This window comes from Streptomyces sp. JJ38 (assembly GCF_019303475.1).
GTDB lineage: Bacteria > Actinomycetota > Actinomycetes > Streptomycetales > Streptomycetaceae > Streptomyces.
Window position 1 is genome coordinate 1 of record NZ_JABLSI010000075.1, and the last position, 14,839, is coordinate 14,839.

The 14,839-nt window shown below is 75.8% G+C and carries 14 protein-coding genes and 1 pseudogene; 6 read left to right on the forward strand and 9 right to left on the reverse strand.

Annotated features, from left to right (window positions below):
• From HPT28_RS25555 to HPT28_RS25565, 3 genes are all read left to right on the forward strand, one after another.
• A partial coding sequence (locus HPT28_RS25555) for a hypothetical protein (protein ID WP_219094190.1) occupies positions 1-194 on the forward strand: 194 nt, incomplete at its 5' end.
• Positions 191-832 (forward strand): precorrin-8X methylmutase, encoded by a 642-nt coding sequence (locus HPT28_RS25560; protein WP_219094192.1) that lies wholly within the window; start codon positions 191-193, stop codon positions 830-832. The genes HPT28_RS25555 and HPT28_RS25560, both read left to right, overlap by 4 nt.
• 4 nt (positions 833-836) lie before the next feature.
• The gene (locus tag HPT28_RS25565; RefSeq protein ID WP_219094194.1) at positions 837-2,399 is read left to right on the forward strand and encodes a precorrin-2 C(20)-methyltransferase; all 1,563 of its coding nucleotides are present in this window, start codon (positions 837-839) and stop codon (positions 2,397-2,399) included.
• On the opposite strand, the gene HPT28_RS25570 is transcribed toward HPT28_RS25565, so the two are convergent.
• Positions 2,339-3,133: a cobalt-precorrin-6A reductase gene (locus tag HPT28_RS25570; RefSeq protein ID WP_219094195.1), complete on the reverse strand. Its 795-nt coding sequence runs from the start codon at positions 3,131-3,133 to the stop codon at positions 2,339-2,341. The genes HPT28_RS25565 and HPT28_RS25570 overlap by 61 nt on opposite strands.
• A 20-nt stretch (positions 3,134-3,153) precedes the next feature.
• Between HPT28_RS25570 and HPT28_RS25575 the strand changes: the two genes are divergently transcribed.
• A complete protein-coding gene (locus tag HPT28_RS25575) occupies positions 3,154-4,293 on the forward strand; it encodes a cobalt-precorrin-5B (C(1))-methyltransferase (RefSeq protein WP_219094216.1) in 1,140 nt (379 codons plus the stop codon).
• Positions 4,294-4,322: 29 nt separating this feature from the next.
• Here HPT28_RS25575 and HPT28_RS25580 read toward each other — a convergent pair whose 3' ends face one another.
• From HPT28_RS25580 to HPT28_RS25600, 5 genes are all read right to left on the reverse strand, one after another.
• Entirely contained in the window at positions 4,323-4,919 is a 597-nt protein-coding gene (locus tag HPT28_RS25580; protein WP_219094198.1) for a TetR/AcrR family transcriptional regulator, read from the reverse strand.
• A gap of 61 nt (positions 4,920-4,980) precedes the next feature.
• Positions 4,981-5,364: an SRPBCC family protein gene (locus HPT28_RS25585; RefSeq protein ID WP_219094200.1), complete on the reverse strand. Its 384-nt coding sequence runs from the start codon at positions 5,362-5,364 to the stop codon at positions 4,981-4,983.
• A 20-nt stretch (positions 5,365-5,384) separates the two neighbouring features.
• Positions 5,385-6,137: a precorrin-4 C(11)-methyltransferase gene (gene cobM, locus HPT28_RS25590; protein ID WP_219094202.1), complete on the reverse strand. Its 753-nt coding sequence runs from the start codon at positions 6,135-6,137 to the stop codon at positions 5,385-5,387.
• Entirely contained in the window at positions 6,134-7,411 is a 1,278-nt protein-coding gene (gene cbiE / locus HPT28_RS25595; RefSeq protein WP_219094204.1) for a precorrin-6y C5,15-methyltransferase (decarboxylating) subunit CbiE, read from the reverse strand. Before cbiE ends, cobM begins: the two co-directional genes overlap by 4 nt.
• A gap of 100 nt (positions 7,412-7,511) precedes the next feature.
• Positions 7,512-9,434 carry a serine/threonine protein kinase gene (locus HPT28_RS25600; protein WP_219094206.1) on the reverse strand — a complete coding sequence of 641 codons (1,923 nt, stop codon included), beginning with the start codon at positions 9,432-9,434 and terminating at the stop codon, positions 7,512-7,514.
• Positions 9,435-9,784: 350 nt separating this feature from the next.
• Here HPT28_RS25600 and HPT28_RS25605 point away from each other — a divergent pair, with 350 nt between their 5' ends.
• Positions 9,785-10,753: a peptidoglycan recognition family protein gene (locus HPT28_RS25605; RefSeq protein WP_219094208.1), complete on the forward strand. Its 969-nt coding sequence runs from the start codon at positions 9,785-9,787 to the stop codon at positions 10,751-10,753.
• A 163-nt stretch (positions 10,754-10,916) separates the two neighbouring features.
• On the opposite strand, the gene HPT28_RS25610 is transcribed toward HPT28_RS25605, so the two are convergent.
• Complete coding sequence (locus tag HPT28_RS25610) at positions 10,917-11,924, reverse strand: sporulation protein (protein ID WP_219094210.1); 1,008 nt, start codon at positions 11,922-11,924, stop codon at positions 10,917-10,919.
• Between the two features lie 185 nt (positions 11,925-12,109).
• Here HPT28_RS25610 and HPT28_RS25615 point away from each other — a divergent pair, with 185 nt between their 5' ends.
• Positions 12,110-13,192, forward strand: coding sequence for an NAD(P)/FAD-dependent oxidoreductase (locus HPT28_RS25615; protein ID WP_219094212.1), 1,083 nt, complete (start codon positions 12,110-12,112; stop codon positions 13,190-13,192).
• 96 nt (positions 13,193-13,288) lie between these two features.
• Here the strand turns inward: HPT28_RS25615 and HPT28_RS25620 are convergent, their stop codons facing one another.
• Positions 13,289-14,356 carry a hypothetical protein gene (locus HPT28_RS25620; protein ID WP_219094214.1) on the reverse strand — a complete coding sequence of 356 codons (1,068 nt, stop codon included), beginning with the start codon at positions 14,354-14,356 and terminating at the stop codon, positions 13,289-13,291.
• A gap of 292 nt (positions 14,357-14,648) precedes the next feature.
• Positions 14,649-14,839, reverse strand: a pseudogene (locus tag HPT28_RS25625) (methyltransferase type 11); the annotation flags it as partial.

Sequence of the window (14,839 nt, forward strand, 5' to 3'; positions counted from 1 at the left end):
ACCCCGCCGAGCTGGCCGCCGCCCTCGCCGCGGCCCGCGGCCACCCCGCGCCCGGCACCCACGCCCACCGCCGCGCCACGGCCGGCGACCACGCCGGCCAGAGCCTTGGCCACAGCCCCACCGAGAACGGCCGCACCGCCGACAGCGCCCGTACCGACCACCGCGACGACGACAGCGACGCCGCAACGAGATGAGCGAGACAACCGTGTTCGACTACGAGAAGGACGGCGCCGAGATATACCGGCAGTCCTTTGCCACCATCCGCGCCGAGGCGGATCTCGCCGCCCTGCCGGCCGACGTGAGCAAGGTCGCCGTCCGGATGATCCACGCCTGCGGCATGGTCGACCTCGTCCGTGACATCGCCCACAGCGCCGACGTCGTGACGGCCGCCCGCGGCGCCCTGCGTGCCGGGGCGCCGATCCTCTGCGACGCGCGGATGGTCGCCAGCGGCGTCACCCGCAAGCGGCTGCCCGCCGACAACGAGGTCCTCTGCACCCTCTCCGACCCGGCCGTCCCCGAGCTGGCCGCGAAGCTGGGCACGACCCGCAGCGCCGCCGCCCTCGAACTGTGGCGCGACAGGCTGGAGGGCTCCGTCGTCGCCTTCGGCAACGCGCCCACCGCACTGTTCCGGCTGCTGGAGATGATCGAGGCGGGCGCACCCCGCCCGGCCGCCGTCATCGGCATGCCGGTGGGCTTCATCGGCGCCGCCGAGTCCAAGGACGCGCTGGCCGCCTACGCCCCCGCCCTGCCCCATCTGGTGGTGCGCGGACGCCGGGGCGGCAGCGCCATGGCCGCCGCCGCGCTCAACGCGCTCGCGAGCGAGGAAGAGTAAGTCAGTGAGTGAGAACAGCAAGGGGCGGCTCTACGGCGTCGGACTCGGTCCCGGTGACCCGGAGCTGATGACGATGCGCGCCGCCCGGGCCATCGCCGAGTCCGACGTCGTCGCCTACCACAGCGCCCGGCACGGCCGTTCCATCGCCCGCGCGATCGCCGCCGAGCACATCCGGCCCGACCACGTCGAAGAGGCGCTGGTCTACCCCGTGACGACGGAGACCACCGACCATCCCGGCGGCTACCGCGGCGCGCTCGACGAGTTCTACGAAGAGGCCGCGGCCCGCCTCGCCGCCCACCTCGACGCCGGCCGCACGGTGGCCGTGCTCGCCGAGGGCGATCCGCTGTTCTACGGCTCCTACATGCACATGCACAAGCGGCTCGCCGACCACTACGCCACCGAGGTCATCCCCGGCGTGACGTCGGTGAGCGCGGCCGCCGCCCGCCTCGGCACCCCGCTCGCCGAGGCGGAGGAGGTGCTCACCATCCTGCCCGGCACCCTGCCGGAGGAGGAGCTGACGGCCCGGCTCGCCGGCACGGACTCGGCCGTCGTCATGAAGCTCGGCCGTACCTACCCCACCGTCCGCCGCGCGCTCGACCGCAGCGGGCGGCTCCCCGAGGCCCGCTACGTCGAACGCGCCACCATGTCCGGGGAGCGCACGGCGCCGCTGGCCGAGGTCGACGCCGACAGCGTGCCGTACTTCTCGCTCGCCGTCGTGCCCAGCCGCATCGGCAACCCCCGGCCCCCGGCGCGCTCCGAGGGCGGCGAGGTCGTCGTCGTCGGCACCGGGCCGGCCGGTCCGCTGTGGCTCACCCCCGAGACGCGCGGCGCGCTCGCCGCCGCGACCGACCTCGTCGGCTACACCACCTACCTCGACCGGGTGCCCACCCGGCCCGGGCAGTGCCGCCACGGCTCGGACAACAAGGTGGAGGCCGAGCGCGCCGAGTTCGCCCTCGACCTCGCCCGGCGCGGCCACCGGGTGGCCGTCGTCTCCGGTGGCGACCCCGGCGTCTTCGCCATGGCCACGGCCGTCCTGGAGGCCGCCGCCCAGGAGGAGTACGCCGACATCCCGGTGCGCGTCCTGCCCGGCGTGACCGCGGCCAACGCGGCGGCCGCCCGCGCCGGTGCGCCCCTCGGCCACGACTACGCCGCCATCTCCCTCTCCGACCGGCTCAAGCCCTGGGACGTCATCGCCGAGCGGCTGCACGCAGCCGCCTCCGCCGACCTCGTCCTCGCCCTCTACAACCCCGGCTCGCGCAGCCGCACCTGGCAGGTCGGCAAGGCCCGCGAGCTGCTGCTGGAGCACCGGGCGCCCGACACCCCCGTCGTCCTCGGCCGCGACATCGGCGGCCCCGAGGAGAGCGTGCGCGTCGTCCGCCTCGCCGACCTCGACCCGGCCGCCGTGGACATGCGCACGATCCTGCTCGTCGGCTCGTCCCAGACCCGCACCGCTCGGCGCGGCACCGGGGACGGCGGCTCCGAGGAGATCGTCTGGACCCCGCGCCGCTACCCGGAGGACCCGGGGGCTTCCGGGGCTCCGGAGGGCCCGGGGGCTCCGGGGGCGTGAGGCCCGCGCAGCAGCCAGTCGCGGGCAGCCTCCACGCCGTCCGCGACCGGCACGCCCTCCGGCGTCGGCGGCCTGCGCACGACGACGACGGGCACGCCCAGCTCGCGGGCCGCGGCCAGCTTCGGCGCCGTCGCCGCCCCGCCGCTGTCCTTCGTCACCAGGACGTCGATCCGGTGGCGGCGCATGACGTCCAGCTCGCCGTCGAGGGTGAACGGCCCGCGGTCGAGCAGCACCTCCACGCGGGGCGGGAGCGGCGGCTCCGGCGGGTCCACGGACCGCACCAGGAACCAGGGCTCCGCGAGGGAGGCGAAGGCGGCCAGACCCATCCGTCCCGTGGTCAGGAACACCCGCGTCCCCAGACTGTGGACGACCCGCGCCGCCTCCTCCAGCGAGCCGACCCCGTGCCACGCGTCCCCCGCCACGGGGACCCATCCGGGACGCCGCAGCGCCAACAGGGGAACATGGGTGGTGGCGGCCGCCTCGGCCGCGTTGAAGCTGATCGTCCGGGCGAAGGGATGGGTGGCGTCGATGACCGCGTCCACACGGTGTTCCCGCAGCCATCCCACCAGCCCCTCGACGCCCCCGAACCCGCCGACCCGCACCTCGCCGGCCGGCAGCCGCGGCCGGTCCACCCGCCCCGCCAGCGAGGACGTCACCCGCAGGCCACCCTCCGCCTCCAGGATCTCCGCGAGCCGCCGCCCCTCCGTCGTCCCGCCGAGGATGAGCACATGCATGAGGACCGTCCGTGAGTTCCGTGAGTTCCGTGGGTGAGCCGAGCGGTGGGCGCGAGGCCCAACTCAAGCACACCGGGCTGCGGCCCGGATGGACGACCGGCGCCTGTGCGACGGCCGCCACCACCGCCGCCTACACCGCCCTGCTCACCGGCGACTTCCCCGACCCGGTGACGATCACCCTGCCCAAGGGCCAGACCCCCGCCTTCGCGCTGGCGGCCGAGGCGCTGTCCGGCGGCACCGCGATGGCCGGGATCGTCAAGGACGCCGGCGACGACCCCGACGTCACCCACGGCGCCCTCGTCCGCGCGACCGTCCGCCCGCTGCCCACCGGCTCGGGCGTCGTCTTCCGCGCGGGCCCCGGCGTCGGCACCGTCACCCGCCCCGGGCTGCCCCTGGACGTCGGCGAGCCCGCCGTCAACCCGGTGCCGCGGCAGCTGATGCGCGAGCACGTCGCGGCCGTCGCCGCCCGCCACGGCGGCACCGGCGACGTCGAGCTCACCCTCTCCATCGACAACGGCGAGGAGATCGCCCGTTCCACGTGGAACCCCCGCCTCGGCATCCTCGGCGGCCTCTCCGTCCTCGGCACCACCGGCGTCGTCGTGCCCTACTCGTGCTCCGCGTGGATCGACTCCATCCGCCGCGGGGTCGACGTCGCCCGCGCGGCCGGGCGCACCCACGTCGCCGGGTGCACCGGCTCGACCTCCGAGAAGACCGTCGTCGCCGAGTACGGCCTCCCCGAGGACGCCCTCCTCGACATGGGCGACTTCGCGGGCGCGGTGCTCAAGTACGTCCGCCGCCACCCCGTCGACCGGCTCACCGTCTGCGGCGGTTTCGCCAAGCTCTCCAAGCTCGCCGCGGGCCACCTCGACCTCCACTCCGCCCGCTCGCAGGTCGACAAGGGCTTCCTCGCGGACCTGGCCCGGCAGGGCGGGGCCACCCCGGAGCTGGCCGAGGCCGTCGCCGCCGCCAACACCGGTCTGGCCGCCCTCCAGCTCTGCACCGCCGCGGGCGTCCCCCTGGGCGACCTCGTCGCCGTCGCCGCCCGCGACCAGGCCCTCGCTGTCCTGCGCGGCGCCCCCGTCACCGTCGACGTCCTCTGCACCGACCGCACCGGCACCCTCGTCGGCCGCAGCCCCCTCGCCGGGCCGCGCGGCGGCTGAGAGCAGCTCCGGGGACCCCGCGGGGCGGTTCAGTCCGCGCGGACCGCGTGCCAGATGCGGTCGGGGAGAAGGCGGGCGGCCTGGGCGAGGTCGGCGTCGTAAGTGCTGGAGAGCCAGCGGCGGGCGGCCTCCGCGACCGGGCCGATCACCAGCACCTCGATGAGCGGCCCCGGCAGCGGGGCCACCTCGCCCGCCTCGATCCTCGGCACCAGCCACTCCTCGATGGCCGCCAGCAGCGGCTCCTTGGCGGCGCGGACCTCCTCGGCGTGCGCGTCGAGGTAGCCCGCGTAGGCGGAGGCGTGGACGAACAGCGCCGCGTCCCGGTGCTCCTCGGTGTACCGCAGGTAGGCGCGGACGAGCGCGCGGATGCCCGTACGCGCGGTGCGGGAGCGGGTGAGCGCCTGGGCCACTTCGGTGCACAGCTCCCGCATGCAGCGCGTGTACAGAGCGGCGGCGAGACCGTCGAAGCTGCCGAAGTGGTGGTAGAGGCTGCCGAGGCTGACCCCGCTCGCCCGCGACACGGCGTTCACCGTGAACCCCTGCTGGCCCGAGGCGGCGAACACCTCCAGCGCGGCGGTGAGCAGGCGGTCGACCGTCGCCTCGCCACGCTGCTGTTTCCGAGCCATGCCACCACCCCGTCGCCCACGTCGCGTGGCGAGCAAGCTTAGACGCCGTCAGGGCCGGGTCTCAGCCGGTGGCCTCCAGGATCCGCTTCAGGTGCCGCTCGTTCTCCGGCAGCTCCTTGCGGGCCTGGCGGCGTACGACGAGCGGCACCAGCGCCCTGCCGACGCCGTGCCCCTCGAAGTCCAGCGAGAGCGTCAGCCGGGACCGCCGTCCGTCGTCGAGCGGCTCCACCGTGCCGTGTACCCGGGACCGCACCGGGCCGTCGATGTCCCGTACCCGGAAGCTGCGCGGGGTCTGCACGTCGAACAGGTCGCAGGTGGTCGTCATCTCCCGGCCGCCGAACTTCCGCGTCACCGACGCCCGCTCGCCGACACCGCCCGGGGTCTCGCCGAGGCGCTGCGCGGCGACGACATCGCCCTGCCAGTCCGGCCCCGGCGGCAACGCCACCCGCCCGGGCGGGCCGGGCGTCAGTCCGTGTCGCAGCGGTGGCGGTCGGCCGAGTAGAGGTGGCTGTCGCGGAACTGGGTGGCCGCGAGCGTGCGGCCGACGATGATCACCGCCGTCCGGACGACCCCGGCCGCCCGCACCTGCTCGGCGATGTCCGCCAGGGTCCCGCGCAGCACCAGCTCGTCCGGGCGGGAGGCCATCGCGACGACGGCAGCCGGGCAGTCGGCGCCGTAGTGCGGGGTCAGCTCGGCCACCACCCGCTCCGCGTACCGGGCGGCCAGGTGCAGCACCAGGAGCGCGCCGCTGCGGCCCAGGGTGGCGAGGTCCTCGCCCTCCGGCATGGGCGTCGCCTGCTGGGCGATGCGGGTCAGGATCACCGTCTGGCCGACCGTCGGCACGGTCAGCTCCCGCTTCAGCGCCGCGGCCGCCGCCGCGAAGGCGGGCACGCCCGGCACCACCTCGTACGGCACCCCGGCCGCGTCGAGCCGCCGCATCTGCTCGGCCACCGCGCTGAACACCGAGGGGTCGCCCGAGTGCAGCCGCGCCACGTCCAGGCCCGCCTCGTGGGCCCGGACCAGCTCGGCGGTGATCTCGTCGAGGTTGAGCCGCGCCGTGTCCACCAGCCTGGCATCCGGCGGGCACTCGGCCAGCAGCTCCTCCGGCACCAGGCTGCCCGCGTACAGGCACACCCGGCAGGCGGCCAGCGTCCGCGCCCCGCGCAGGGTGATCAGGTCGGCGGCGCCCGGCCCGGCGCCGATGAAGTACACGGTCATGCGGTCACGTCTCCTGACGCCTCGGACTCGGGGAAGGGCTTCTCGACGGCCCACTGGGTCACCGGCATCGCCTGCCGCCACCCCGTGAAGCCGCCGACGGGCACCGCGTGGGACACCGCCAGCCGGACGAGGTCACCGCCGCGGCGCCGGTACCAGTCGGCGAGCAGGGCCTCGGACTCCAGCGTCACCGTGTTCGCCACCAGCCGCCCCCCGGCCGGCAGGGCGGCCCAGCAGGCCTCCAGCAGGCCCGGCGCCGTCAGCCCGCCGCCGACGAACACCGCGTCCGGCTCCGGCAGCCCGGCCAGCGCCTCCGGGGCCGCCCCCGTCACCACCCGCAGCCCCGGCACCCCGAGCCGCTCCGCGTTCCCGGCGATCCGGCCGGCCCGCACCGGGTCCCGCTCCACCGTCACGGCGCGGCAGGACGGGTGCGCCCGCATCCACTCCACCGCGATCGACCCGGAGCCGCCGCCGACGTCCCACAGCAGCTCCCCCGGCACCGGGGCCAGCGCCGCCAGCGTCGCCGCCCGCACATGACGCTTGGTGAGCTGCCCGTCGCTGTCGTACGCCGCGTCCGGCAGGCCCGGCACCGAGCCCAGCCGCAGCGCCGAGGGCTCCCGGCGGCACTCCACCGCCACCACGTTCAACGCCTCGCCCGGCGGCCGCGCCCAGTCCGCCGCCGTCCCCTCGGCCCGGCGCTCCCCGGCCCCGCCGAGCTGCTCCAGGACCCACATCCGGCTCGGCCCGAACCCGCGCTCCCGCAGCAGCTCCGCGACCTCCGCCGGCGTCCCGGCGCCCGCGCTCAGCACCAGCACCCGGCGCCCGTCGGACAGCGCCGCCGCCAGCCGCGCCACCGGCCGGCCCACCGCCGTGACGACCTCGACGTCCTCCACCGGCCAGCCCAGCCGCGCACAGGCGTACGCCACCGAGGACGGATGCGGCACCACCCGGAGCCCGGCCGCCCCCAGCTCCTCGGCGAGCGCCCGCCCGATGCCGTAGAACATCGGGTCACCGCTGGCCAGCACGGCCACCCGGCGCCCCGCGTGCGCCGCCAGCAGCCCCGGCACGGCCGGACGCAGCGGCGAGGGCCACGCCACCCGCTCCCCCGCGCACTCCGGCGGCAGCAGCCCGAGCTGCCGCGCCCCGCCGACGAGCACCTCGGCGCCCCGCAGCACTTCCCGGGCCGCCCCGGTCAGGCCGGGCCACCCGTCGGCCCCGATCCCCACGACCGTCACGCCGCCGGGGTGGGCGGATGCTGCGAAGGGTGCGGTGCTCACGTGCCGTTACCTTAGGCCTCGGGTCAAGGACCCCCGCACCTTATCCACTCCCAGCCGCACCCCCACGACCAGGTCGTTCACCACCCCCCGGGCCGGGCGGTCAGGGGGTGAGGTTGCGCCAGAGCTGGGTGGAGTCGGAGGTGTCGCAGGGGGAGGTGACGACGTTGGCACCGGAGAGGACCAGGCAGCGTCCGCTGCCGACGTTCTCGATCGTGCTGCCGCCGCCGGTCGTGGCGCCGATCCGCCAGGTCTGCGCCGTGCCGCCGCCGCAGCCCGCCAGCGTCGTGGAACCGGCCCAGGAACCGGTGGAGAGGCACTGGCCCGATCCGCCGCTGACCAGTCGGAAGGTGCCGCCGGAGCGCTGGTCGTACGTCCACACGTAGTGGAGGGTGCCGCCGTTGTTGGCCTCCGCCCCGCATTCCGAGCCGTGGAGGGTGCTGACGTTGGACCGGAACTCGGCGAGGCAGCGGCCGTCGGAGGCGTTCGCGAGGAGATGGCGGCCGGTCGGGGCCGCGGGCGGCGGCTCGGCCGGGGTGCCGCCGCCGTCGGAGCCCCCGTTGCCGGAGCCCCCGCCGTCGGAGCCCCCGTTGCCGCCGGAGCCCGTGGTGCCGGAGCCCCCGCTGCCGCCGCCGGAGGCGTCCTCATCGCGCGGGTCGTCGGCGCGCGGGCCCTCGCCGGAGCCGCCGTCGCCCTCCTGCGGTGAGCCGTCCTCGGGCGCGCCCGGGGCCTTCCCGTCCGGGTCCGGCTGCTCGCCGTCGTCCCGCCCGTCGTCGTCCTTCTTTTCGTCCGGCTCACGGGACTGGGGGGAGGCGTCGGACGAACCGCCGCCGTTCGCGGCCGGGCCGGTGGTCGGCGGTGCGGTGACGCCCGGTCCCCCGCCCTGCTGCGACCCGTCGGCGTCGGGCAGGAGCAGCACCGTCGTCCCCGTACCGCCCACCAGGACGACGGGGAGGAGGAGGGTGAGCACGCGCCTGCGTCGGGCGCGGGCGGGGGACTTGGGCTCGGGCTCGGCCTGAGGCGCGGGCTCGGGCTCCGGCTCGGGCAGCGGCTCGGCGGGGTCGGGTCCCGGGGGCGTGGGCGGAGGCTCGGCGACGTCGGGCACGGTGGCGGCGAAGTCCGACCGCCGGGCGACCGGTTCCGCGACCGCCGAGGGCCACGGGGGCCGTCCCGGCGCGACGTGCTCCGCGGCGAGCTCCACCAGCTCGGCGGCGCTCGGCCGTGCCTCGGGCTCCTTGGCCAGGCAGGACTCGACGACGGCGCGCAGCTCGGCGTCCGCCTCGGGCAGTGCACCGAGGTCGGGCTCGGCGTGCACGATGCGGTAGAGCAGTTCGAGCCCGGAGCCGTCCCCGAACGGCGGACGGCCGTTGGCCGCGTAGAGGACGAGGCTGCCGAGGGCGAACACGTCGGCCGCGCCGGTGAGACGGCGGTCGGCGACGGCCTGTTCCGGGGCCATGTACGCCGGGGTGCCGATGACCATGCCCGTCTTGGTCAGGCGGCTCTGGTCCGCCGCCCGGGCCACCCCGAAGTCGATCAGGGTCACGCCCTCCTCGGTGAGCATGACGTTGGACGGCTTGAGGTCGCGGTGGACCATCTCGGCGGTGTGCACCGCGGCGAGGCCGGAGGCGGCGTCCCGCAGCAGCCGCCACAGGGCGTCGGCCGGCAGCGTGCCGCCGTTCAGCCGCACCGCGTCGCTCAGGGTGATGCCGGGCACGAACTCGGTGGCGAACCAGGGCGGGCGGGCGTCCCGGCCGCTGGCCAGCAGCCGCGCGCTGACGCCGTCCGGCAGCTTGGCGAGGTTGTCCAGCTCGTGGCCGAAGTGGCGCAGGAAGTCGCCGTCCTCGGCCAGGAGCGGCAGCACCTGCTTGACGGCGGCGTAACGCCCGTCCGCCGCCCCCAGGTAGACGCGCCCCATGCCCCCGGTGCCCAACACCCCGAGCAGGGTGAACGAGCCGATGTGTGCCGGGTCGTCCGCGGCCAGGGGCCGGGCACCGCTACCGCTCAGTCGATCAGATCCCCCCGTCATGCGCCACAGGCTAGCGGAGCCGCCCGAACTCCCCTACGGGGGCGCCGAGTCCGCCACGAGAAAAGCCGCATGACGGCGCGTCAGTCCGCCTCGGCGGACGCCCGGGGCTCATCGGGCCGGACATATGTGCGATGCCTTTCAAACAGGGCGTCCCCGGGTATATCCGAGATATCCGGTCGGCTGCTCAACGGGGTGCTCCAGGGCGTATCGGGTCACTCCCGCGCGTCCTCACGGCTGCGTGCCGGTCCCGACCCCGTGGCACGAAACCTCCCGTTGCCGAGCCGCCGGTCACAACCCATGCAGAGCCATCGGCCCGGGCCGCCTGACCGCCGGGCCCGTGAGGAGGACGGATGGCGACACCACTGACAGCGGGCTCCTTCCTCGCCGCGCTGAGAGCGGAGGGTGTGCGCGTGGTCGAGGTCGGCGACTGGCGCACGCACAACCGCAACCACGTCGGCGCCTGGGGGCCCGTGCACGGTGTGATGATCCACCACACCGTGACGTCGGGAACGCAGCGCACGGTGGACATCTGCCGCCGCGGCTACTCGGGCCTGCCCGGACCGCTGTGCCACGGCGTCGTCGCGAAGAACGGCACGGTCCACCTGGTCGGCTACGGCCGCGCCAACCACGCCGGGAAGGGCGACGACGACGTGCTCGCGGCCGTCATCGCCGAGCGCTCCCTCCCGCCGGACAACGAGGCGAACGTGGACGGCAACGCCCGCTTCTACGGCCTCGAGTGCGAGAACCTCGGCGACGGCAAGGACCCGTGGCCCGCCGCCCAGGTGGAGGCGATCGTGCGGGCCTCCGCCGCGATCTGCCGGGCACACCGCTGGGGCCGGGCCGGGGACACCAGCGTCATCGGCCACCACGAGTGGCAGCCGGGAAAGATCGACCCGCGCGGCCCGGGCGTCTCCATGCCGGACATCCGCCGCCGCGTGGTGGAACGGCTCCGGCACCCGGCCGACTGGTCACCCGACGACAACAAGGAGGAGGACATGGCCCTCTCGGACGCTGACATCGAGAAGATCGCGGAACGGGTCTGGAGGCGGGACGGCCTCCCGGTGTCCTGGGGCACCGAGGAGAACCCGGCCTGGGCGGCCTACAGCATCCTGCACCACGCGACCGAGGTCGGCCGGGAGAACCGCGGCCGGATCAAGAACATGCAGGCCACCCTGGCCGGACTGTCGGCCGCGGTGTCCGAGCTCTCGCACGCGCTGGCCGAGCACCACCAGGAGATCGACCCGGACGCCCTCGTGGCCCGCATCCAGGCCGCCATCGAGGCGACGACCATCCGCCTGGAGGTGGACGAGGGCGCGTGAGCGGGCCCGTACCGACCGGCCAGGGCGTCCGCCGCCGAGCCCGAGCGGGGCGCGGCGGCGGACGGAACGCCTCGCGGAACCGGGCCGCAGGGGCCCAGGCCGCCGCGGGGGCCCCAGTCGCGGGGGCCCGGCACGCGCGGACCAGGGCCCCGGGGGCCGGGCGTCAGCCCTCGTCCCCGCCCTCGTCCTCGTCCTCGCCCTCGAAGGCGTCCCCGATCTCGTCGACGACCTCGGCCGCGACCATGCCGCCGACGACGCCGACGGCCAGCCCGGCCGCGCCCGCCGCGACGGCCGCGCCCATGCCCGGGCCGGAACCGTGGTGCCCGCCGTGGTGGCCGTCCTTGTGCCCGTACGTGCCGTAGTCCCCGCCGCCGTGCCCGGCGTACGCGGCGCGGGCGTCGACGAGGGCGCGCACCCAGGCGTCCACCTCGGCCGTCCAGTCCCGGTGTTCGACGTCCTCGTGCGCGACCACGTGGCGGTTCACCGCGTCGCCGCCGCCGAACTGCCCGAACATCCCGGAGCCGCGCTTGTCGCCCTCCAGGACGACCTCCACCCCGGCGGGCGAGGCCAGGAACGTCACCTCCAGCTCGTTCAGCGCGTGCGCGTACTGCGGCGCAGGGCGCAGCTCGATCTCCTGGTAGAACGGCAACTGCTGGCCCGTTCCGTGGATGTGGCCCAGCTCCAGGTCCGCCGAGGCGAAGCCGAAGCCGAGTTGCCCGAGCGCCTCCAGGACTGCCTCCTGGGCGGGCAGCGGCGCGACCGACAGCGCGTCGAGGTCGCCCTTGTCCTTCGCGCCCGCGACCTCCAGTTCCGTACGGACGCCGAGGACGACACCGAGCGACTGCCCGTGCAGCTCGGTGACGGGCGTCTCCCAGGGCAGCGTCACCGAGAACGGGACGCTCTGCTCGGCCTCCTCGCCCAGCCGGAAGCCGCCGCCGACCGTGAACCGCCCGAAGGCGACACCTCCTTCAGCCTCGCCGTCTTCGTACTCCGCCTCGACCCGGGCGACGAGCTCGAGCGTGATCTGCTCGATGTCGTAGTCCGCGTTGCCGCCCTTGAGGCGGACCTCACCGCTCAGCGTGCCCCCGGGCACGACCGGGCCCGGCGCCAACACCGTGTCCACGGTCGGCGCCCCTACACCCAGCGCCCCGAGCAGTCGTTTGAACACCATGGGACAGCCTGCTCCTTCGCTCCGTCGCGGCACCCGTACCGTGTGCCGCGACTCGATGACGTCACGTACACGGTATCGGGGCCACGCCACAGGACTCCACGCGCGAGACGGGCGGCGGCTCGCGCGTCGTCCCCGGCTCCGCCACAGCCATGTCACACTCACCACGTCCACCTCGTCCTCCTCGCATGACCTCCCGACACGAACAGCGCAAGCAACGGATCCTGGTGCTGGGCGCGGGGTACGCGGGCCTGGTGGCGTCTCTGCGCCTCGCGCCCCATCACCACGTCACCCTCGTCTCTCCGTCCGCCCACTTCAGCGAACGCATCCGCTGGCACGAACTCGCCGCCGGCGGACGCGCAACCACCGACCGCCCCCTGGCGGACCTGATGCGCGGCACGGGCATCGACCACGTCGCGGCCCACGCCACCGCCCTCGATCCCGACACCCGCCACGTCACCGTCGACGACGGCCGCCGGTTCTCCTACGACCGACTCGTCTACACCCTGGGCAGTCGAACGCAGACCCACGGCACCAGCGTCTACGCCCCCGAGGACGCCGCCGGGTTGCGCAAGCGGCTGCTGGACGGGGCCGGCAGCCTCGCCGTCGTGGGCGGCGGCCTGACCGGCGTCGAGATGGCCGCTGAACTCGCCGAGTCCCACCCCGACCGACAGGTCCGGTTGATCACCGCCGGACACGTCGGCACCGGGCTCTCCGACCGGGGCCGGGCCCATGTCCAGACGGCGCTGAGCGCACTCGGCGTCCACGTCGAGGAGGGCCGGCGCATCCCCTCCGGGGACGATGTCGACGCCGACGTCGTCGTCTGGACGGCGACCCCGTCCCCGAACACGGACCTGGCCGCCGCGGCGGGGCTGGCGCTCGACGAGAAGGGCCGCATCCGCGTCGACACGGCTCAGCGCTCCGTGTCGCACCCCGAGATCCTGGCCGCGGGCGACGCGGCGGCCGGGCTGCGGATGTCCTGCGCCGCGGCGCTGCCCACCGGCTCCCGCGCCGCCTCCACCGTCCTCTCCGAGGCCCGCGGACGAGAACCGGGCCCCCTGAAGTACCGCTTCTTCGTGCAGTGCGTGAGCCTGGGGCGCCGGGAGGGGCTGGTGCAGTTCGTACACGGTGACGACACGCCCCGGAACCGTGTCCTGACGGGCCGCCGGGCAGCCTGGGCGAAGGAGCGGATCGTCCGCTCCACCTTCTCCCTCGTCAAACTCGCGGCCCGCCGCCCGAACCTGCTGGGACACCTGCCCGGGGCGAACTGACGCCGAGGGCGCGCCACACGCTCCTCGCCACCGGCCGGGTGGGGCGACCGTCCCGCCCGGCCGTCGACGGTCGGAGCCCGGCTGGAGGCGGGGCCGTCAGCCGATGCAGATGACGCCCAGCAGGCAGAGCTCGTCCGACTGCTGGGACGCGTCGCCGGACGGCGCGGGCTGGGTCTCCTGCTGTGTCCCGCCCTGGTCCGCGCTCTCGGCCGGGGGAGGCGAGGTCGGCTCCGGAGCCGTGGGCTCCTGCCCGGCGTCGGCCTCGCTCCCCGTCGGCTCGGAGGAGCTCGGAGCCGACACCTCCACCGACGCCTCCACGGCGGGCAGACCGACGGCGAGCCGCGCCTGCTCGGCCGCGGGCGCCCGGCCCGGGGCCGTGGCTCTGGGGCTCGTCACCCCGGTGTCGGCCGCGGGGGTCACGCCCGGCTGTCGCTCGGCGCCGCGGGACGGACTCGGGTCGCCTCGCCCGTCGTCCGAGACGGACGGCCGCGCGGTGGACGGCTCACCCTCCGCGATCTCCTCCGTCCCCTCGCTCTGCGGCTGAGGGTCCGGCTGCGGCGCCGGGGCCGCCTGCGGCTGGCCCGCGGTCGGCTTGCCGCCCTGCATGGCCGCCGCGGACACGCTGCCGCCGACCATGGCTATCGCCGTGGCGACGAGGGCCCGGCGCTGGTACTTCTTCCTGCGCGTCATCTGCCTGCGGCGAGCGGCCCGGCCGCCGGGCACGAGCGGGAGGGCGGACGCGTCATCCTCCGCGGCCTCCGCCGCCTCGGCCATCTCGACCGCCTCCGGGGCCGCCACCGCCTCCGGGGCCGCCACCGCCTCCGGGGCCGCCACCGCGTCCGGGGCCGTCACGCCCGCCGCCACGCCGGGCACCTGGGCCACGCCCGCCGCCTGGGCGGACGCGCCGTCCCATCCGCCGTCGGCCGCCGTTCCCGTCCAGGGCTGCCCGGGGCCGTGGTGCGACGCCGGGGCGCAGGGCCCCGGGGCGTAGGGCTCCGCCGCGTACCAGTCCTGCGCGGCCGACGTCCCGTAGGCCGCGCCGTAGGCCACGTCCGCGCCGTGGGCGTGGTGGGCGGCCGGGGTGACGTCCGGCGCGCTCGCACCGCACCCGGGGCACACGAGGGCCCCGTTGAGATGCCGACGGCACAAGGAGCAGTAGTCCATCTGCGATCTTTCTGTGTGCTGGCCGCGCCGCCAAAGGCCGCCCGGGACGTGTTCGGGTGTTCGCAAGCAGGGCCGATCGGACGGTCAGATTAGCGGTCCAACTCCGGTGCTCCACACAGGCTTTGCGACTCTTCCGTGGAGATCCCGTGACGGACGGCGCGCTGGCCTCGGCCGGGGCGGGCAAACCGCCACCAACACCCGCGGCGGCCCTGAAAGACAGCGCCCGCCACCTCGGCTTGTACTGACACCTGCGACCCTCGGCGGACCCGCTGGTCCCGCTGTACGAAGGCGCTTACGTACGCCCCGGTCGTGGGCGCCGGGCAGCCGGACGGGTCGGCTTCTCCGCGATGAGCAGGCCGTATCCGAGGGTGCCGTCGGATACGGCGTCCCGGGCCGCGGCCAGCACGGCGGGCGCGGCGTCCAGGTCCACTCCGGCCTGTGCGAGCCTGGCCGGGGCGGTGATGCGCAGCAGGTTCAGCCGGG